At 71.9% G+C, this 19,518-nt stretch carries 15 protein-coding genes; 6 read left to right on the top strand and 9 right to left on the bottom strand.

Annotated features, from left to right (window positions below):
- Window positions 1-5 precede the first annotated feature (5 nt).
- Window positions 6-3,482 (bottom strand): YhaN family protein, encoded by a 3,477-nt coding sequence (locus MKK70_RS06620; protein WP_243946464.1) that lies wholly within the window; start codon window positions 3,480-3,482, stop codon window positions 6-8.
- Window positions 3,483-3,534: 52 nt separating this feature from the next.
- Entirely contained in the window at window positions 3,535-4,770 is a 1,236-nt protein-coding gene (locus tag MKK70_RS06615; RefSeq protein ID WP_243946462.1) for an exonuclease SbcCD subunit D, read from the bottom strand.
- Window positions 4,771-5,011: 241 nt separating this feature from the next.
- Here MKK70_RS06615 and MKK70_RS06610 point away from each other — a divergent pair, with 241 nt between their 5' ends.
- The gene (locus tag MKK70_RS06610) at window positions 5,012-5,788 is read left to right on the top strand and encodes an endonuclease/exonuclease/phosphatase family protein (protein WP_147727785.1); all 777 of its coding nucleotides are present in this window, start codon (window positions 5,012-5,014) and stop codon (window positions 5,786-5,788) included.
- Here MKK70_RS06610 and MKK70_RS06605 read toward each other — a convergent pair.
- Complete coding sequence (locus tag MKK70_RS06605) at window positions 5,721-7,157, bottom strand: phospholipase D-like domain-containing protein (RefSeq protein WP_243933074.1); 1,437 nt, start codon at window positions 7,155-7,157, stop codon at window positions 5,721-5,723. The two genes, MKK70_RS06610 and MKK70_RS06605, sit on opposite strands and share 68 nt — an antisense overlap.
- Before the next feature lie 220 nt (window positions 7,158-7,377).
- On the opposite strand from MKK70_RS06605, the gene MKK70_RS06600 reads away from it, so the two are divergent.
- On the top strand, window positions 7,378-8,508 hold the full coding sequence (locus tag MKK70_RS06600) for an alpha/beta hydrolase (protein ID WP_243946461.1): 1,131 nt from the start codon (window positions 7,378-7,380) through the stop codon (window positions 8,506-8,508).
- Window positions 8,509-8,524: 16 nt separating this feature from the next.
- On the opposite strand, the gene MKK70_RS06595 is transcribed toward MKK70_RS06600, so the two are convergent.
- On the bottom strand, window positions 8,525-10,657 hold the full coding sequence (locus tag MKK70_RS06595; RefSeq protein ID WP_243946501.1) for an FUSC family protein: 2,133 nt from the start codon (window positions 10,655-10,657) through the stop codon (window positions 8,525-8,527).
- 163 nt (window positions 10,658-10,820) lie between these two features.
- On the opposite strand from MKK70_RS06595, the gene MKK70_RS06590 reads away from it, so the two are divergent.
- Complete coding sequence (locus tag MKK70_RS06590) at window positions 10,821-11,798, top strand: right-handed parallel beta-helix repeat-containing protein (protein ID WP_243946459.1); 978 nt, start codon at window positions 10,821-10,823, stop codon at window positions 11,796-11,798.
- Between the two features lie 7 nt (window positions 11,799-11,805).
- Here MKK70_RS06590 and MKK70_RS06585 read toward each other — a convergent pair whose 3' ends face one another.
- Together MKK70_RS06585 and MKK70_RS06580 are read right to left on the bottom strand one after the other, a co-directional pair.
- Window positions 11,806-12,309: a CAP domain-containing protein gene (locus MKK70_RS06585; protein WP_243933068.1), complete on the bottom strand. Its 504-nt coding sequence runs from the start codon at window positions 12,307-12,309 to the stop codon at window positions 11,806-11,808.
- Between the two features lie 124 nt (window positions 12,310-12,433).
- On the bottom strand, window positions 12,434-12,649 hold the full coding sequence (locus MKK70_RS06580) for a hypothetical protein (RefSeq protein WP_147726397.1): 216 nt from the start codon (window positions 12,647-12,649) through the stop codon (window positions 12,434-12,436).
- A 275-nt stretch (window positions 12,650-12,924) separates the two neighbouring features.
- Here MKK70_RS06580 and MKK70_RS06575 point away from each other — a divergent pair, with 275 nt between their 5' ends.
- Complete coding sequence (locus tag MKK70_RS06575; protein ID WP_243946457.1) at window positions 12,925-13,983, top strand: helix-turn-helix domain-containing protein; 1,059 nt, start codon at window positions 12,925-12,927, stop codon at window positions 13,981-13,983.
- An 85-nt stretch (window positions 13,984-14,068) separates the two neighbouring features.
- Window positions 14,069-15,319 carry an MFS transporter gene (locus MKK70_RS06570; protein WP_243946455.1) on the top strand — a complete coding sequence of 417 codons (1,251 nt, stop codon included), beginning with the start codon at window positions 14,069-14,071 and terminating at the stop codon, window positions 15,317-15,319.
- Here the strand turns inward: MKK70_RS06570 and MKK70_RS06565 are convergent, their stop codons facing one another.
- The 3 genes from MKK70_RS06565 to MKK70_RS06555 all read right to left on the bottom strand — a co-directional run bounded on the left by MKK70_RS06565 (window position 15,320) and on the right by MKK70_RS06555 (window position 17,558).
- Window positions 15,320-16,372, bottom strand: coding sequence for an HD-GYP domain-containing protein (locus MKK70_RS06565; protein WP_243934077.1), 1,053 nt, complete (start codon window positions 16,370-16,372; stop codon window positions 15,320-15,322).
- Window positions 16,373-16,556: 184 nt separating this feature from the next.
- Window positions 16,557-16,706, bottom strand: a complete 150-nt coding sequence (locus tag MKK70_RS06560; protein WP_187274712.1) for a hypothetical protein — start codon at window positions 16,704-16,706, stop codon at window positions 16,557-16,559.
- A 159-nt stretch (window positions 16,707-16,865) separates the two neighbouring features.
- Window positions 16,866-17,558 carry a GntR family transcriptional regulator gene (locus tag MKK70_RS06555; protein WP_147726394.1) on the bottom strand — a complete coding sequence of 231 codons (693 nt, stop codon included), beginning with the start codon at window positions 17,556-17,558 and terminating at the stop codon, window positions 16,866-16,868.
- 602 nt (window positions 17,559-18,160) lie between these two features.
- Between MKK70_RS06555 and oxlT the strand changes: the two genes are divergently transcribed.
- Complete coding sequence (gene oxlT, locus MKK70_RS06550) at window positions 18,161-19,480, top strand: oxalate/formate MFS antiporter (protein WP_243946454.1); 1,320 nt, start codon at window positions 18,161-18,163, stop codon at window positions 19,478-19,480.
- Window positions 19,481-19,518 lie beyond the last annotated feature (38 nt).

Here is a 19,518-nt window from a genome sequence, read left to right as displayed (position 1 = left end):
ATGCTCTAGAGCGGGATGATGTCCACCGCCGAGCCGAGACGCGCCTGCGCGAGGTCGGCGACGTGGCGGTGGTGGGTGAACAGGATCGGCTGCACGGTGCCGCCGATCGCAGCGAGCGCTTCGAGGCCGTGGCCGGTCCGCGCGTCGTCGAAGGTCGAGAACAGGTCGTCGCCGATGAAGGGCGCCGGCTCGGACTTGCCGGCGTAGTCCTCCAGGTAGGCCAGCCGCAGCGCGAGGTAGAGCTGGTCGCGGGTGCCCTCGCTGAGGCCCTGGACGTGGACGGTCTCGCCACCGGCGCGGCGGGCGACGATCAGCGCCTTGTCGGCCTCGTCGTAATCCTGCGCGAGGCCGGAGAACCCGCCCCCCGTCAGGGCCGCCATGATCGCGCCGGCCCGGGTCAGCAACGGGTCCTGCTGCCCCGTCCGCTGGCGGGCGATGGCGGTGCCGAGCATCAGGCTCGCGAGCTTGAGCACGGCCCATTGCCGGGCGCTCGCGTGAAGCTCGGCCTCGGCCGCCTTTTTCTGCGCCAATGCCAGCTCGGCCCCGGTCCCGCCCTCCAGCGCCTCGCGCCGTCGCTCGCTGCGATCGCGCTCGGCGAAGGCCGTCTTGCCGCGCTGGTCGAGGTCCTCGTCCTCCATCGCCAGGCTGCGCAGCCGCGCCTCGATCGCATCGGCGTCGATGGCGGCGAGGTCGGCACGCAGCGCGTCTTCGGAAACGCCGTCTGCGGCGCGTGCCAGCTCGACGCGCCGCGCGAGCGCTTCCGCCCGCAACGCGCGCCGGGCGACGAGGCGGCCGTGCAGCGCCTCGACCGCGTCCTGCGCGTCGGCGCCGAGGTCCGGCACCGTGTCGGCCAGAAGACCCGCGAGATGGCCGAGCGCGTCGTCGCGCGCGCGCATCGCCGCTCCGGCCTCCCGCTCCGCCTCGTCGCGCCGCTTCGCGAGCTCGCGCCGGCGGGTCTCGCTCGCCTGCGCCTCCTGCAGCCGCGTCTGCAGGCTGCGGATCGCGGCGCTCGGCTGGATGTGGGCGAGGTCGGGGGCGAGCGCCGCGATCAGCGGCGTGACGGCGGCGTGGTAGGCCTCCATGTCGCGGCGGATGCCGGCGACGCGCGCGCGGCGGTTCTCGCGCTCGGCGAGCGCGTTCGGCACCGCCTGCCAGGCGGCGAGGGCGCTCGTCGCCATCTCGGTCCCGGCCGCGCCGTCGAGCCCGATCGCCCGCACCGCGTCGTCCCAGGCATTGCGCCAGGCCGCCTGCTTCGCCTTCGCGTCGGCGAGCGCCGTCGTGGACCGCGCGATGCCGATCGCGGCGGCGCCGATCCGCGCGTTCGCCTCGCGGGTCGCCTCCCATCGCGACGCGATCGCCGCAACGCGCTCTTCCAGGCGGCCGAGGATCAGGCCGACGTCGAGGCCGGCGAGGTCGGTCAGTCCCATCCTTTCGGCAAGATCCAGCAACGGCGCCCGTGCCGCCTCGATCCGCTCGGTGCGGAGCGCGCGATCGATGTGCCGCTCGTCGAGATCGCCCTTGCCCTCGATCAGGGTCTCGGCCTCACCGAGCCACGCCGTCATCTCCGCCGGGGTCGAGGGCGCGATGCCGGCGGGGCGCCACAGGTCGACCCAGGCGGCATGGCCTTCCGCGACCTCGGCTTCGATCTCCCTCAGGATCTCGTCGGCGGCCTCGGCCTCGGCGAGCTCGGCGTCGAGGCGCAGCCGGTCGGCGGCGTGCTCCGCGACGCGGGCGGCGTCGGCGGCGAGATCGTCGGCGAGCCGGTCTGCGGCCTGCGCCAGGCGCTCGTAGGCGGCGATATCCCCCGGCGCTCGCCGGACCCCCTCGCTCAAGGCTTCGCGGAGCGGCGCGAAGGCGGCGTCGCGCTCGGCCCGAAGCGCAGACAGGTCGGAGAGCGTCGCGATCGGCCGGCCGGCCTCGCGCTCGCGCAGGCGCCCCCGCCGCGTCGCGACCTGGCGCCGGGCGGCGTCGCGGCGCTCGACCGCCAGCACGCGCTCGCGCTCCTTGCCGTCGAGCAAGGCCCGGAAGCGCGCCACCGTCTCGACCGTCGGCAGCGGCGCGGCGGCGAGGGCCGCGACGTCGGCCACCGGTGGCGACAGACGGGCCGCCTGCCCGCGCAGCACCTGCTCGGCCCGCCGCACCGTGGCATCGAGGGCGTCGCGCTCAGCGATCACGCCGCGGATCGCCGCCAGCGGGCGTAACGTCTCGCGGAAGGGTGCCGGATCGACCGGCGTGCCGCCTTCGGCCACGTCGCGCAGCAGGCCCTCGTGCTCAATACGCGCCGCGGCGAGGTCGCGCTCCAGCCGGGCGATCGCTGCGGTGTCCTCCTGGCCGTCGCGGATCAGGGTTTCGACCCGGGCGCGGACGGCGTCCGAGGGCTGGCGCCGCGTCAGCGCCTCCACGTCGGGGAGGCCGACCCGCACGGCGAGCCGGGCGAGCTCGGCGTCGAATTGGTCCGCCTCGCCCTGGATGCGGGGCAGGTCGACCCCGTTCTTGTCGAAGCGGTCGATCCCGCGAAAACCTTCCAGGATCTCCTCGGCACGCCCGACGAGCCCGGCATCGACGGCGACGGCGGCGAAGGCCGCCCGGGCCGCGTCCGCCGCCGCATCGATGCGCGCGGCGTCCGCCTGCCGGGCGCGCAACGCGGCGCAGGCCTCTCCGAGGCGGTCGACCCAGGCGTCGGGAACCTCGACCAGCCCCGGTTCGGCGTCGTCCCGCGCTGCGAGCCCGTCGATCTCGGCGAGCAGCGGGCCGACGCGCCGGAGGCGGGTGAGGCGCGCCTGCTCGGCCGCGATCCGCATCCGCTCGGCCTTGATCGCGTCGAGCGCGTTCCCGGCCGTGGCGATGCTGTCGTTGAGGTCGCGCCAGTCTCCGGCGCGCAGGCCGGTGTCGCGGATCGCCTTCCGGGCGTCCTCGTAGCGGTCGAACGCCTGGTAGAAGCTGCGGTCCTGGCGCTTGCGCGGCCCGTAGATCCGGTCGGACTCGGCCTCGAGGCTCTTCTGAAGGTCGCTGTAGCCGCGCAGGCCTGAGGCCGCCGCGAACAGGCTGGCGCCGAGCTCGCCCTCGGCGAGCAGCATCTCCCTGGCACCCTCGCGCAGGCTGTTCGCGTCGAGGCCGAAGGCGCGGCAGAACACCTCGCGGGTCAAGCCGCCGAGGAAGGGCGCGAGCACGGTCTCCGGCAGGGGCGCGTCGTCGGCGTCGACCACGGTGTTGCGGTTGCCCTTGCGGCGGCGGAAGCAGAGCGTCCGCCCGTCGGCGCTGCAGATCTCGGCGCCGATCCGCAGCTGCGGCATCTCATGAAGGAAGGCGTAGGCGGTCCGTGTCCCGATGCCGAAGAGCAGGTCGGTCACCGCGGCGAGCGCCGAGGATTTTCCGGCCTCGTTGGCGCCGAGCACGACGTGCAGGCGCGCATCGGCGCGGAAGTCGACCCGGCGGCCGGTGAAGGGGCCGTAGCGTTCGAGGTCGAGGCTCAGCAGGCGCATGGGTGTCTCCGCTCCGCCGGGCTTCGGCGAGCGTCCGGTGAAGTCGCGCGGCTCAGCATGCGCGCTTGGTCAGGCGGCCGAGGATCATCGCCTCGGCCTCGGCACAAAGGGTGTCGAGGTCGGCGGCGAGGTCGCCGTCCTCGGTCGCCGGCATCTTGGCGGCGATCTCGGCGAGCGCGGCGGTCGCGCGCGCGCGAAACTCCGGGTCGTGGTCGATCTCGGCGAGGAGCGTCGCCGGGTCGATGGCGTCGACGACGTTCTCCCGCGGGCCGCTGCTCGGGCGGGCGGTGTCGATCCTCAGCTTCTCCAGCCAGATGTCCTCGTGGACGCGGTCGGCGGCGGCCTGGATCTCGGCGGTGAGGTTCTCGCGGTCGGCGGCGAGCCGGTCGTGGGCGGCGGTGACGCCGGTGAGGTGCACGCGGACTGCGAGCAGGCGGCCCTCGGCCAAGGCCGCCAGCGGGCGCAGAGCCGCCTCGACCAGGGCCACCGCCTCGCTCTCGCTCTCGGCCGCGTCGACCGCCACCGTGAGGCTGTGGAAGCGCGCATGATCGACGATCAGGCGGCGCACCGCCGTGACCTGCCCGTCGCCGACCTCCACCACAACGGCGCCCTTGGGGCCGCATTCACGGATGCTGCGACCCTGGAGGTTGCCCGGGAACAGGATCCAGGGATCCTGCGACAGCTCGGCATATTCGTGGATGTGGCCGAGCGCCCAGTAGTCGTATCCGCGCGCGCGCAGGTCGGCGACGGAGCAGGGCGCGTAGGTCGCGTGCTGGGCGTGCCCGGTGCAGGAGGTGTGCAGCACGCCGACGTTGAACCAGCCCGGCACGGCTGCCGGATAGGCCAGCGACAGGTTCTCGTCGACCGCCCGGTTGGGAAAGCTCTGCCCGTGAAGCGCGACCTTCAGGTGGTCGAGGCGAAGGGTCTCGGGCTTCTTTGTCGAGAAGGTGCGCACCGCGTCCGGCAGGGTGATCGCCTTGGTGATCACGCTCTCGGCGTCGTGGTTGCCGCGCACCAGCACCACCGGGATGCCGGCCCGGTCGAGCCGCGCGACCTGGCGGGCGAAGAACAGGCCGATCGAGTGGTCGGCCCAGTCGCCGTCGTAGACGTCGCCGGCGACGATCAGGAACGCGACGCGCGCCTCGATCGCATGGCCGACCAGGTCCTCGAACGCGCGCCTGCCGGCGGAGGCGAAGCGCTGGGCGATCTCGGCGTTCCGCGCCGAGAGCCCGGCGAGCGGGCTGCCGAGATGCAGGTCGGCGGCGTGGATGAACGTGAAACGCGTCATGGTCCCCGTGATCTGGGTCCTCGGGATCCGGAGCGCTGCCCCGCGGCAGGTCCGAACGGATCGAGATGGGTTCTGGGCGCTCGCGCCGCGAGGCTCAAGGGTCGAGGGTGGTTGCGTCAACAGGGCAACGGGATCATCGGTCGCGCGTTGGGACGCGGGCGTGATACCCCCGCACCCCGTCCCGGTCTCGCGCCTGCCCGGGGCTGTCAGGCGAGCGCCGTCAGGAGCACGAACGGCCCGCATGGCAACGATCCAGGTTTCCCCGGCGTCCCTCGGCCTCGACTCGGTCGCGCCGGCGCCGATCCGCCAGGCGGATGCCGCGGCGGTGTCGCGCAAGGTCGTCAGCTGGAACCTGCTGCGGCGCACGGGCGCGGCGGTCGAGGACGTCGTCGCCCTGATCGAGCAGGAACGGCCGGACCTGCTGCTGATGCAGGAGGCGACCCGCGAGATCGCCGGGATCACCGACCGCGTCGGCGGATCCTATGCCTGGGTGCCGCTGCCGGGGCGCATCCACGGCCTGGCGATGTGGTGCCCGACCCCGTGGGCGAAGACGCCGACCGTCGTCAAGCTGCCGTCCGGCGCGGTCGTGCACCGGGTCTGCCAGGTGCTCGATTTCGGCGATTTCGGCGTGGCCAACGTGCACCTGTCGCACGGCCAGATGCTGAACCGGCGCCAGCTGCGCCGGATCGTCGGGATGCTGCCGGAGCGCTCGGCGATCCTCGGCGACTACAACATCGTCGGGCCGGCGCTGGTGCCGGGATTCCGCGACGTCGGCCCGCGCCGGCCGACGCACGCGATGGTCGAGATGGTGCCGCTGCGCCTCGACCGCTGCCTGGTGCGCGGCCTCGTCTGCCGCGAGCACGCGGTGCTGCCGCGCGGACCCTCAGACCACCGCCCGATCGTCGTCCATCTCAGCCCGGCCCCGCCCGGCGAGGCGCCGCGCCTGCGCTTCAGAGGTATGGCAGCAGCAGTCGCACGCCTGCGTCGCGCAAACGGACGGGCAAGACCCGCGCGTTGATCGCGTCCAGGGTCAGCGGCGTCTCCATCTTGGCGCGGATGAAGCTCTCGAGCTGCGCGGCGAGATCCGCGTCGTGGATCTCGACGTTGAGCTCGAAGTTCAGCCGGAAGCTGCGCATGTCCCAGTTCGCGCTGCCGACGAAGCACCAGGCCCCGTCCACCACCGTCGCCTTGGAATGGTCGAAGGGCGGCTCGTCGAGCCAGATCCGCACGCCGTTGCGCAGCAGCGGCGCGATGTGCGCCCGCGTCGCCCAATCGATGAAGTGATGGTCGCTGATCCGCGGGATGACGATGTCCACCGTGATCCCGCGCTGGCTGGCGAGGATGAGGGCGTTCATCACCACCTCGTCCGGCAGGAAGTAGGGGGTGACGACGCGGACCGAGCTGCGCGCGCAGGCCAGGGCCTGCAGGATCACGAACTCGATCTTCTCCACGTCCGCGTCGGGCCCGGAGACGACGACCCGCGCGATCGATTCCCCGACCGGTTGGAGGTCGGGGAACCAGTCCGGCCCTTCGAGCGCACCGCCGTCGGCGAAGGCCCAATCGGCCGAGAAGGCCAGCATCAGCTGCTCGACCACCGGGCCGGCGACGTGGAAATGGGTGTCGCGGATCGGGTGGTCCGGGCGCGTCCGCAGGCGGTTCGGCTGCGAGATGTTGAGGCCGCCGGTGAAGGCCTCGCGCCCGTCGAGGATCAGCAGCTTCTTGTGGGTGCGCAGGTTCAGGAACGGCATGCGCCAGGGCAGGCCCGAATGCATGAACAGGGCGGCCGGCACGCCCGCGGCCCGCAGGCGCCGGAAGGCCGCGGCGCGGAAGTAGCCGCCGCCGATGCCGTCGATGATCACCCGCACCGCGACGCCGCGGTCCTGCGCTTCCTTCAACGCCGCGCAGAAGGTCCGTCCGGTGGGATCGTCGCGGAAGATGTAGCTGGACAGGGCGATGCTGGTTCGCGCCGCGCCGATCGCCGCCAGCATCGCCGGATAGGCCGCGTCGCCGTTGCGGAACAGGCGGATCGTGTTGCCGGCCAGCGCCGGCAGGCCGGAGATGCGGCGCACCGCCCTGTCCAGCGGCCACATCACCTCGGGGACGATGGCGTCCTCGGTGCTCGGCGCGCCGGGCGCCGCGGAGGGCTTCGACTGGAACTTGCGCGCGCGGCGCTCGACCCGGTTGATCCCGAACAGCAGGTACAGGGACGTCCCGAACACCGGCGACAGCCAGGCGAGCCCGATCCAGCCGACCGCGACGCTGACCCGGCGCTTGCGCAGCAGCGCGTGCAGGGTGACGCCGAGCGCCAGCACGGTGCCGATCACGGCCGCGACGTCGGCCCTCAGATGTGCGGTGGACTGCAGCCACCGGATCAACGCGTCTTCCAAAGGTCGTGTCCGCTCTCGATGTCCCGCGCCGATATACGGGAAACGGCGCGATGCGCGCGGACGCGGCAGCGTGTTTTTTCCGTGAGCGCGATAGGGATGGCCGATCGTCGGGCGACGATCGCCGATGATCGTCCGCGCTGCGCTGCGATCTCCGTTGCCTGGGCGCCGCGGGAATGATTCATCTCCTGCATCGGACGCCAGATCCGCATGGGAGAGAACGATGCCCGCACCATCGAAGCCGAAACCGCCGGCCGAAGGCCGAAACGCGGCGGACCTGGACCTCGGCGCCGTGCCGCGCCGGGACGTCTTCCGCGGCCTCGCCGCCCTCGGCCTCGGTCTGGCGGCGACGCCGGCCTTGGCGCGCGAGCCGGCGGCACCCGCCATCGCGCGCGAGGAGTTCCGCGTGCCGACGGGCGAGGACGGGATCGAGCTCTACGTCCGCAACAAGCACCCGGCGGGGCAGGCGCGCTTCGCCGCCGACCGGATCCTGCTCTACGTCCATGGGGCGACCTACCCGGCCTCGACGGCGTTCGACCTGCCGCTCGCCGGCCTGTCGATGATGGACTACCTGGCCGGGCTCGGCTTCGACGTCTACCTCGTGGACCTGCCCGGCTACGGGTTCTCGAGCCGCCCGAAGCAGATGGACCGGCCGGCCGCGGACAACCCGCCCTTCATGCGCACCGCCGACGCGGCGAAGGCCGTGGGCGTCGCCGTCGACTTCATCCTGAAGCGGCGCGGCGTCGAAAAACTCGACCTGATGGGATGGTCCTGGGGCACCTCGACGATGGGGCTCTACACCACGACCCACAACGACCGGGTCAACCGCCTCGTGCTCTACGCGCCGCAATGGATCGCCAAGGCGCCGCCGAACCTCGGCACCTCCGGGCCGCTCGGCGCCTACCGCACCGTCACCCGCGACAGCGCCCGGGACCGCTGGCTCAAGGGTGTCGCCGGGGACAAGCGCGCCGACCTGATCCCGGCGGGCTGGTTCGAGCAATGGGCGGATGCGACCTGGGCCACCGACGCGGCCGGCGCGGCCTCGTCGCCGCCGGTGCTGCGCGCGCCGAACGGCGTCGTCGCCGACTCGCAGGCCTACTGGCAGGCGGGAAAGCCGCTCTACGACCCGGGCGAAATCCGCGTCCCGACCCTGATCATCCACGCGGAATGGGACGCCGACCTGCCGAGCTACCAGGCGCAGGAATACTTCACCCAGCTGACGAACGCCCCCTACAAGCGCTTCGTCGAGCTCGGCGAGGGCACGCATACGGTGATGATGGAGAAGAACCGCATGCAGTTCTTCCGCGAGGTCGCAGCCTTCCTTCAGGAGGCCGAGCCGCAGGCGCTGAACTGAGCCGGTCGGGTGCGGGTCATGCGGCCGCGCCCACCGGCGTCTCCCGCACCTGCCCCGGCCGCAGGGTGCCGGTGAGCAGGTCGACCTGGGCGACGAGGCGCTGTAGCTGCGGGCTGCGCGCCTCATCGGGGCGGTCCGGCAACGGATAGCGGTGCTCGGCCAGCGCCGCGAGCGTCGCCGCGATCCAGGCCTTCCACGGGCCGTCCTCCGCGCCCGCCGGCGCGCCGGCATGGCGGAGCACGGTGAGGCGGGCGCTGATCCGCCGGAGCGTGGCGTCGGCGACCATCGCCGCCTCGACCTCCGGGTGGTGACCGGCGCGCGGCTGCTGCAGGGCGCGCGACAGGGCGGCTTCGAGGTCGTTGAGCGCGAGGCCGGCGCTCCGGGCACAGGTCGAGAGCTTCGCCTCGCGCTCCGAAAGCGGCGTCTCCGCGAAGGCGGCTTCCGCGAAGGCGGCATGGCTCGCGAGCGCGCGGCGCAGTTCCTTGCGGACTTGGTCCGGCTCCCAGATCGGCCACAGCAGCAGGCAGCTGACCACGGCGATCAGCCCGCCGAGGATGGTGAACAGCGCACGCATGCCGACCACCTCCCAGGAGGAATGGCCGGGCGTGATCACCTCGATCAGCAGCACGATCAGCGGGGTCAGGCAGGCGACGAAGACGCCGTAGCTGACCTGCCGCGCGGCGAAGCCGACGATGCTCAACGGCAGGATCAGCGCGATCTGCATCAGCGGCGTCGTCGCCATCTGCGCCAGCAGCGCGCCGACGAGGCCGCCGAGCACGGTGCCGCCGATCCGCTCCAGCGCCCGCTGCCACGTCGCCGAGTAGAACGGCTGCATGGTGAGGACCACGGTCATCACCAGCCAATGCGAGAACGGGCCGGCCCAGATCAGCGTCGCCGCGAGCGCCGGGGCGCAGACCGCGCTGGCGCGCACCGCGTGGCGGAGGTTGGCCGAGGCGAGGGTGAAGTTGGTGCGCAGCGGCCCGAAGAACCGCGTGCGCCAGTCGAGGCTGCCGCCGTCGGCGAGCGCCCCGCCGGGGCGGTAGCCCTCCGGCGTCGAGAGCTTGGCCCCGATCCGGACGCGCTCGATGATGCGCTCGGCCAGGCGCGCGAGGATCGGCGTCGCCTCCAGCCCTTCCGTGGCGCGGGCGATCGCCGGATCCAGGCGCGGCAGATCGAGGTCGACGTCGTCGCGGATCGCCCGGGCGATGGCGATCAGCAGCGGGCGCAGGCGCCGCAGGAACAGCTTGGCGGCGGCGCGCCGGTGCGGCTCGGGCGCGCTCTCGATCAGCTCGGCGATGCCGATCAGGCCGGAGAACAGCTGCTCGGCCGTCTCCAGGCGCAGCAGCGCCTGCGCCGTGCGCTCGGAGACGCGCTCGCGGGAGCGCGCGAGGTCGAGGAGGAGCGCACGTGCGGATTCGATGCCGGCGCGGACGCCGCGGCGGTGGGCGCGGGCATGGCCGTCGAAGGCGGCGGCCACCGTCTCGGGCGCGGCCGCGAGCTTCTCGAGATCGCCGGTCAGCCGCGCGAGCGCGTGCCAGACCTCGGCGATGGCGCGATGGGCCGCGCGGTAGGGGTGCAGCCGCCACATCACCAGCGCCAGCACGGTCGCCCACAGCCCGCCCGCGAGGAACATCGCGGCGATGATCGCGGCTTCCTGCGGGCTCAAGGGCCGGTCCATGGCGATGCAGAGCACCACCACGAGCACGTTGCCCGCGGCCTGGGCCTGCACGCTCCAGACGCGGGCGTAGGCGCAGGCGAAGATCACCGCGCAGGCGGCCGGCACGACCACGAGCGGGCCGTAGGGCTGGATCAGCCCGAACACGCCCCAGATCAGGGCGCCGAGCACCGAGAAGGCGGTGAGCACGCGCAGGCGGATGCGGATCGGGCCGCCGGTGTCGCAGAAGCAGGTGAGGTTGGCCGCGAGCGCCATCGTCAGGAGCGGCGACCACTGAATCCATTCGTTGGCCAGCAGCACGATCGCGAAGGCGAAGGCCGCGCGCACGCCCTCGACAAGGCTCAGGCCCCGCGGGTCGAGGGCCACCGGCAGCCGCGTCAGGTCGGAGCCGGGCCGGCCCAGGCTCCCGCGCCCGCCCGCGACCCGGCGGCGGCGCAGGCGCACGACCGTCCGCTTCGCGGTCTGCTTCGGCATGCTCGGGACGGGGTCGGCCAACCTTCGGCTCCAGCGCCGGATCGAACCTCGGCGCACCGGAGGTCTAGAACCCTTCGCCCGCGAGCGGAACCGCCGGGGCCGGCATCTCGGACCTGCGCGGCCTTATCCTGAAAATGCCGTCGTCGCTCGTCATCTCCCGGCGATGATCGTCAGCCTGCCACCGGCCCCGCCCGCCCTCGTCGAACCTGCATCCGCCCGGCCCTGCGATGCCGCGACGCGCGCCCGCCTGCTGTCGCCTCCGAGCCCCGGCGACGAGGCCGTCAGCCTCGCGTGCTCGATTGGCTTGAGCCCCGGCGACCACGTCCTGCGCCGGGTCGTGATCGAGGGGGCGGAGGCCTCGGGCGCCGAGATCGACTGCGGCGGCGCGACGATCGGCCGGGCCGAGCCGGCGCCGACGCTCGCGGAGCTCGCGGTCGAGATCCGCTCGCGCGCGCCGACCGGAGCGGGGGGGATCTGGTCGCGGCCGAGCGGCGTGACCCTGCGCAACTGCCGCATCCTCGGCCATATCCGCGTCTGGGGCATGGGCCTCAACGGCCAGGGGCTCGCGGTGAAGGCGTCCTCGCACAGCCTCGGCCATACCGAGCGGGCACAGGCCGCCGCGCCGACAGAGGTCGCGATCCGCGATTCGACGATCACCGCGCTCGGGCACATCCCGATCTACCTCGCCCCCGGGGTCACCCGTTTCACCCTCCAGGGATCGACCCTGAACGGGAGCTCGGGCGCGGACGCGATCTACCTCGACGCCGAGAGCGCGGACAACGTGATCGCCGACAACACCATCGACGTCGCGATCGGGCGCGAGGCCATCGCCGTCGACGGCTCGGCGCGCAACCGCATCACCGGAAACCGCATCGCCCAGCACGGGCAGGGCGGCGTGCGGCTCTACCGCAATTGCGGGGAGGGCGGCACGGTCCGCCACCAGAGCCCGTCGGACAACGTGATCACCGGCAACGTCTTCACCGGCGGCGGCGGCCTGTTCGGGTCGACGGCGATCGTCGTCAATTCCCGCGGCGGATGGCGGCTCTATTGCGGCCAGGATGCCGGCTACCCGTTCGGCAGCAGCCGCGACGATGCCGACGGCGGCACCGGCAACGTCGTCGAGCCGAACACGAGCGAGTGATCCGGCCTCAGCCGCCGGCCATCACGAGCGCCCAGAAGCGCTTGTAGCGGGTGCCGGGCGCGTCGACGCGGGCGATGCCGATCCGGCGGATCTGCGGGATCAGCATGTTCTTGTTGTGCTCGGGCGAGGCCTTCCAGCGGGCCAGCACCTGATCGAAGGTCTCGGAGCCGGCGCTGAGGTTCTCGGCCGACCAGGTGCGGCCGAGCCCGGCCGACGCCATCCGCGACGTGAAGCTGCCGCCGGCTTCGTGGCTGAGCTGGCCGGTGCGGGCGTTGTTGCCGGCCTGGAACGCCGCCGCCGTGGCCAGCCCCGCGTCGACCGTCACCGGTCCGAGCCCGTGCTGCGCCCGGTAGCGCGAGATCGCGGCGGCGGCAGCGGTCTCGTCGAGGATCACGGGGCTCACCGGGCCCGGACTCTCGAGGATCGTCGGCGTCCCGCAGGCGGAGAGCGCGAGGGCGAGGAGGCCCAGGCCGGCGAAGGCGTTGCGGTGGCGGCTGGCGCGGTGGGTCATCGGAAAAGGGTTCGCTGGCGGGACGGGCCGTCGCCTTGGCCCGGCCGATGCGGCGAAACCGGGGCGCGCGGACGCCCGCACGACGCAAGGGCAGACGCCTGTGCCCGCGACGCCACGCCCAGCCTCAGATCCGTGTGCCGGGATCGCGCAGCGGCGCCCCGCAGCGCCAGCCGGTGATCCGGTATTCTGGATGCTCGCCGACCCAGCGGGCGAGCTGCGGCTGCGCGACGTGCTGGCAGGCGCGCGGCGTGGCGACGTCGAGCGGCATGCGTCGCGCCTCGCAGGTCTCGGGAGCGCTCGCCATGCACGCGGTGAAGTACAGAAAGAACACGCCGGTCATCGCGATCCTCCGAGAGCCGCTGCCCTACGGCGCGCGGCGACGACGCTAGCACCGTGACGGTGGCCGTCGATGCGCCGATCCAACGCACCCCGGGGCTCAGCCTGCGTGGAGTCCCGCAGGCCGGCGCCGGCGCGACGCGGGCGGCTCGGCACCTTGCCGGCCCGTGACGGAAGCGATCACCCGGTTTTCGGCGCTGTCGATCGGGGACGATCGATCCTCGTTCCCGCATGGCCGCGGCTCGGCCGCAGCTTGCATGCGCCTTCGCACGATGAATAATGAACAAGGAGTCGGCCCGCGCGTCGAACGTCATCGCCGGCCGAACCGTGACGCTGCAATCCTTCACCTTCGCTGCGCAGGAGCCTGACGCCCCCGACGGGTTCGGCGCCTATCACGATCTGTATGCCCACGGCTCCAACGTGGCCTTGGCGGGCGAGCGGTTCTACGCCCGCTTCCAGGCCCATCGCTTCCCGCGCATGGTGGTGTTCGACCGGTTCCTGCACGGCTTGGTGCACAGCCGCGACGCGACGCGGGTGCGCCGCGACGGCTTCGATCACGTCAACCTCCATCTCCTGCTCGCCGGGACGCTGTGGGGCGGTGTGCCCGGCGACGAGGGGCGGGTCGCGCCGGGCGAGATCCTGCTGTTCGATACGACGCGACCGCAATCGAGCCGGGCCGAGCACGCGCACGTCGTCACCATCGCGCTCGCGCGCGATCAGGTCGAGGGTCCGCTGCGCGCGTTCCGTGCCTTCCACGGCGCGGTGCTTCCGGAGGCATCGGCCGGATTGCTCGCGGACCTGATGGTCTCGCTCGCGCGCAGGGGTGCCGCGATCGACCCGCAGGCCGCGGCCGGGGCGGGGCGTGCGCTCGCGATGCTGCTGGCGGGGGCGCTGGGCGACCGGTCCGTCGCCGGCCTCGACGCGGACATGGACGAGCACTCGATGCGTCTCAGGCGCGAGCGCGCCGAGGCCTTCATCGCCGCGCGCCTGTCGGACCCGGCCCTCGACGCGGAGACGATCGCGCGCGGGATCGGCGTCTCCCGCAGCATCCTGTATCGCTCGTTCTCGGGCGAGGGCGGCGTCGCGAACGTCCTGCGGCTTCGGCGGCTCGAGAGCCTGCGCGCCTGCCTGAGGCGGCCGACCGAGACCCGCTCGATCGCGGCCCTAGCCTTCGCCTGCGGCTTCGGCAGCGAAAGTCATTGCAACCGCGCGTTCCACGCGGCATTCGGGCAACCGCCGGGCCAGTTCCGTGCCGACCTGCAGCGGGCGCGCGCCTCCCGGGCGAGGATCGCCGAAGACCGGTCGCAGCTCGCCGCGTGGCTTTGTGAACTCTACTGATCCGGGCGTCCCGCACAGATCCGTCCGTTCGCCCGCCCCCTTGCCGACCGCGGATCGCAGCGCAGGACGTTCGGGCCGGCCGCTGATGCTGCTTCTGGCCTCGACGCAGCTCTTCGCCTTCAGCGACCGCTTCCTGATCACGGTCATCGCCACGCCGCTCAAGCACGACCTGATGCTGAGCGACGCCGAGATCGGCCTGCTCCAGGGCTCCGCCTTCGCGCTGCTCTACGCAGGGGCGCTGCCCGGGTTCGGCGCGATCGCCGATCGCGGGCACCGGCGGATGGTGCTGCTGGCATCCCTCGTCACCTGGACGATCGCGACGATCGCCTGCGGGCTGTCCGGTTCCTTCGCCGCGCTGTTCGCGAGCCGCGTGCTCCTCGGGCTCGGGCAGTCGGGGATCACCCCGGCGGCCCTGTCCCTCCTGGCGGTCAGGATCGAGCGCGCGCAGCTCGGGCGCGGCATCTCGCTCCTGACCGCCGGCGGGACGCTCGGGCGAAGTCTCGCCTTCCTCGTCGGCGGCGCGACCCTCGGCTGGCTCACGGGACGCGCCGGGATCGCGATCCCCGGGTTCGGCACGCTGGCACCCTGGCAGGCCCTGTTCGTGCTGGCGGCCCTGCCGAACCTCGTGCTGTTGGCCCTCATCTGGCGCATCGCCGAACCTTCGCAGCCCGCCGTGCCGGTCGCCCGCCCGAAATGGTCGCGCGTCGTCGGATGGATGATCCGCCGGCGCGGCGCCTACCTGCCGCATGCCGCGGCGGCGACCGCCGCGATCCTGATGGGCCAGACGCTGACGGCTTGGGCGCCGACCTTCTACGTGCGCACCCACGGCGTCACGCCGGCCGAGAGCGGCCTGGTCCTCGGCCTCGTGGTTCTGGTCACCGCACCGATCGGGCACGTCGTCGGCGGGATCGTGCTCGACCGGGTCCGGCGCACCAATCCGCGGGCCGCGCCGCTGATGCTGGGCCTTGGCCTCCTCTTCGCGCTCCCCGCCACCGCGACGATGGCTCTGGCGCCGGGCCTCGGGCCGTCCCTGGCGGGGTTCGCCGCCCTCGTCGTCGCCCTCGGCTTCTGCAGCCCCCCGGGGTTGGCCGGCATCCAGTTCCTGACGCCGGTCGCGTTGCGGGGCCGGGTCAGCGGCGTGTTCATCGCCTTCGTGACCCTCGTGGCTCTGGGCGCAGGGCCGGCGCTGCTCGGCCTCCTGAACGACCGGGTGTTCGGCACCAACGGGATCGGGCGGGCGTTCGTCGCGCTGTACGCGGTGGTCGGAGGCCTCGGCGTCGTCTTCGCCCTGATGGCGGCGCGGCGGGATTCCGGCCGGCGGCGCCGGCGGGCCTGATCAGGCGGCGGCCATCGCCCGGCCGAGCGCCACGGGCGCGAAGGCCCGCATCAGCGCGCCGTCGAGATGGCCCTTCATCCTGTCCATCGTCGCCAGCGCCTCGGGCGCCGCGATCGGATCGCGGTAGGTCCTGCGCTCGGTCAGGGCCGAGAACACGTCGCAGATCGCGACGATGCGCACGAGATCGGTGATCGCGCCGTCCTGCAGGCCGGCCGGATATCCGGTGCCGTCCATCTTCTCGTGATGGTGGCGCACCACCTCGACGATCTCCGGCTCGAAACCGCCCTGCGCGACCAGCAGCCCGGCGCCGATCTCCGGGTGCCGCCGCATCAGGCGCATCTCCTCCGGCGTCAGCCGGCCGGGCTTGTTCAGGATCTCGACCGGGATGCGCGCCTTGCCGATGTCGTGCAGCAGCGCGGCCTTGGTGAGGCGATGCTGGTCGGCACGCGACAGGCCGACCAGCGCGCCGAACGCCGCGGCGTAGCCGGCCACGCCGAGCGTATGCTGGTAGACGCCGGCATCGTGCCGCCAGACGGTGGCGAGCCAGTCGCCGATCCCGGCCTCGGACACCGCCGCGAGGACGAGGTCTGTGCCGCGGTCGATCTCGGCCTGCTGGAACCCGGCTCCGAGCGCCGCCGAATCGAAGATCTCCGTGACGATCCCGGTGGCGGCCGCGCTGCGCGCCTCGAGACGCCGCGTCCGGTTCGCCCCGACCTCGATCATCGCGAAGACGCCGGCGAGGATCGTCTCGCGCGCGGCCGTCGCGGGCAGGCTTCTCACGATCGGCGAGGAGGAGGGACGCTGCGGGCCGCCGCGGCGCAGCACCAGCGTCGGGATCCAGGGGGTCTCGGCGAGGATGGCGTCGGCGATCGGCGGTGCGAGATCGAGCACCACCAGGGCGGGGCGTCCGCCGCCGAGCGGCCAGGCGGCCGCCGTGCGGCACGGCATCACCAGATCGATCCCGCGCGCAAGCGGGCGCCGCAGGTCGGCATGATCGGTGATCAGGAGAACGAAGGCGTCCTCCGCGGCCGGGAACTGGGCGCCCTGAGCCAATGCCGGAAATCCTCGGTTGTCGTCGTCAACGCTTCGTTGACGATAAACCGAACTTCGTGAGTGAACCGTTTCCGGATATTTCGGCGACGCCACGCTAATGCCCGATTCGGCGTCGGCGTTCACCTCGTCCGTAAGCGGGCAGAGTGCGCAGGTCGCCGGCGCACGGGATGCGCCCGTCGTCGATTCAGGCGACAGTCGCGCCGTGGACGTCGGCGTCGATCGCGCGGGCGCCGCGCGCCTCGGCGCCGTCGGTGAGGAAATCGGCAAGCTTCACGACGAGCAGCACCTGCACGCTGGCGAGGGCGGCGAAGACGGCGAGGAACGAGGTCAGCATGGCGGGATCCGGTTGCGTGTTGCGACGCAATAGATCTCATGCTGCGCTGCATTATGGTATACCAAACGCCACATGCCAAATATGCGAATCACGCATGCGCTCAGGCTCGGCGGATATGTTCCACCGATCCGGCTCGGAGCCTCCGAACGATCCTTGAGGTCAGTCGAGATAGGCGCCGTAGGCGTCGACGTGGTCGGCGAGGCCGATGCCGTGGTCGCGAACCAGCCGCTCGGCGAGCTCGACGTCGCGCGCCTCCAGCGCGTCGATGATGGCGACGTGCTCGCGAATCGACTTCTCTGCCCGGTCGCCCTGGCGCAAGGCGGTGTTGCGGATGCCGCGCACGTGCATCAGCAGGTTGCTCGACAGCTCCGAGATCATCGCGCATTGCCCGAGCGAGATGATCTTCTGATGGAAGCGGATGTTGGCGTCGGAGTACTCGTCGATGTGCTCGGCCGGGCGGCCGTCGTAGAATTCGGGGAATGCCTCGCGCAGCGAGCGCAGCTCGGCGTCCGAGGCGCGGGTGCAGGCGAGCCGGGCGGCCATGCTCTCGAGCGCCGCCCAGGCATGGATCATCCCGACGATCTCTTTCTTGGTCTTCTTGATCACGAACACGCCGCGCCGGGCCTCGGAGCGGACGAAGCCCTCCTGCTCCAGCACCGTCAGCGCCTCGCGCACCGGCGTCCGGCTGACGCCCAGATCCTGCGACAGCTTGCGCTCGTCGAGACGGACCTCGTCGGGGCGCCCGTAGATGTCCATGTTGGTGATGAACGTCTTCAACGCCTCGTAGGCCAAGGTCCGCAGGCTCGAACTGACCACGATCGGCTTGATGCTGAGCGACTCGGAGTTCGACATGCCGTACCCGTCGGTCCGCGTTCTTCGGTTTGTGTTCGACGCGCGACCGACCGCCGAAGTAACCCAAACCTCGGCGCCAGCCTAGATGGCACCCGTGCGCTCCACACAGGCACCGCTCGGCGCGTCGTGGGCGGGACCAAGGCGGCTCGGCGTCAGGATCGTCAAAGCACCGCCCGACCGCGTGCACGTCCGATCCTTCTTGGTAATCCCGGCGAAATTTCTGTATTTTTATTCCACTCTCGTTGACAGGTTCCGCGAGGATGACGCACGATATTTCTGGCATACCGTAGACCAGAGATCGGCCGGCTGAGGCGCTGACTTTTTCTTGTTGCGGTGCCAAAAGTTTTTCCGAGATGAGCCGTGCAATTGAAGCTGCATCGGAAGCCGGAACGCGGCATCAGGATCATGCCGACATTGCGGTTCGCGCGTGAACGACGGTGTTCGCGCGACGACATCGAGGATTGAAGGGCGTCGGCGTTCCATGGCGCGCCGTCTGACGGCCGGCTCGGACGCCGGCCGCCACACGACGATGCTGCGGTCAACGCAGACGACACGCCACGTGCCGGACAACCGGCCTTACGCGAGACCTCTGGGAGGATGACATGATGCACGAAGAACGGCCGGCGATCGGACGGGTGTCCGACGGATATCGATGGATGCAGCTCGCGCTGGGCGTGATCTGCATGGTGATGATCGCGAACCTCCAGTACGGCTGGACGTTCTTCGTGCCCGACATCCAGAAGAAGTTCGGCTTCGACCGCGCCGCCATCCAGTGGGCGTTCACGCTGTTCGTGCTGTTCGAGACCTGGCTGGTGCCGGTCGAGGGCTGGTTCGTCGACAAGTACGGCCCGCGCGTGGTCGTGCTGTTCGGCGGCCTGCTCTGCGGGATCGGCTGGGTGATCAACTCCTACGCCACCTCGCTCAACATGTTCTATCTCGGCCAGGTCATCGCCGGCATCGGCGCGGGCGCGGTCTACGGAACCTGCGTCGGCAGCGCGCTCAAGTGGTTCCCGGACAAGCGGGGCTTGGCCGCGGGCATCACCGCCGCGGGCTTCGGCGCCGGCTCGGCCTTCACCGTCGCCCCGATCCAGTGGATGATCGCCGAGAACGGTTTCCAGGCCGCCTTCCTGTGGTTCGGCCTCGGCCAGGGCCTCGTCGTCTGCCTGCTGGCGTTCTTCCTGGTCTCGCCGAAGAAGGGCCAGGTGCCGGAGGCCGCCGTGAACGCCAACGTGATCCAGACCCGGCGCAACTACGCGCCCGGCGAGGTCGCGAGGCAGCCGATCTTCTGGCTGATGTACTTCATGTTCGTCATCGTCGGCGCCGGCGGCCTGATGATCACCGCCAACCTGAAGCCGATCGCCGCCGACATCGGCGTCGACAAGATCCCGGTGACGATCCTCGGCGTGACCATGGTGGCGATCACCTTCGCCGCGACCATCGACCGGGTGCTCAACGGGCTGACGCGGCCGTTCTTCGGCTGGGTCTCGGACAAGATCGGCCGTGAGAACACGATGTTCATCGCCTTCGCGATGGAAGGGTTCGGCATCTACATGCTCTACCTCTGGGGCCACGATCCGCTGTGGTTCGTGCTGCTCTCGGGCTTCGTGTTCTTCGCCTGGGGCGAGATCTACTCGCTCTTCCCCTCGACCTGCACCGACACCTTCGGCTCGAAGTTCGCGGCGACCAATGCCGGCCTGCTCTACACCGCCAAGGGCACGGCGGCCCTGCTGGTGCCGGCGGCGAACTACCTGCAGCAGAGCTCCGGCAGCTGGGACGGCGTGTTCCTGATGGCCGCCGGCGCCAACATCCTGGCCTCGATCCTCGCGATCGCGGTGCTGAAGCCCTGGCGCAAGCGCGTGGTCGCCAACGCGATGCTCGCCGCGCCCGAGGCCACCACCACCCGCGGGGTCGTGGCCGCCTGAGGGCGCCACCCCACCGACAGGTCCGAACGCGACGAGGC

Origin of the sequence: Methylobacterium sp. E-041, from assembly GCF_022829665.1 — a bacterium.
In the GTDB taxonomy this organism is placed as follows: domain Bacteria; phylum Pseudomonadota; class Alphaproteobacteria; order Rhizobiales; family Beijerinckiaceae; genus Methylobacterium.
The sequence above is the reverse complement of the archived record's forward strand: the minus strand, read 5'-3'. Positions and strand labels throughout refer to the sequence as shown.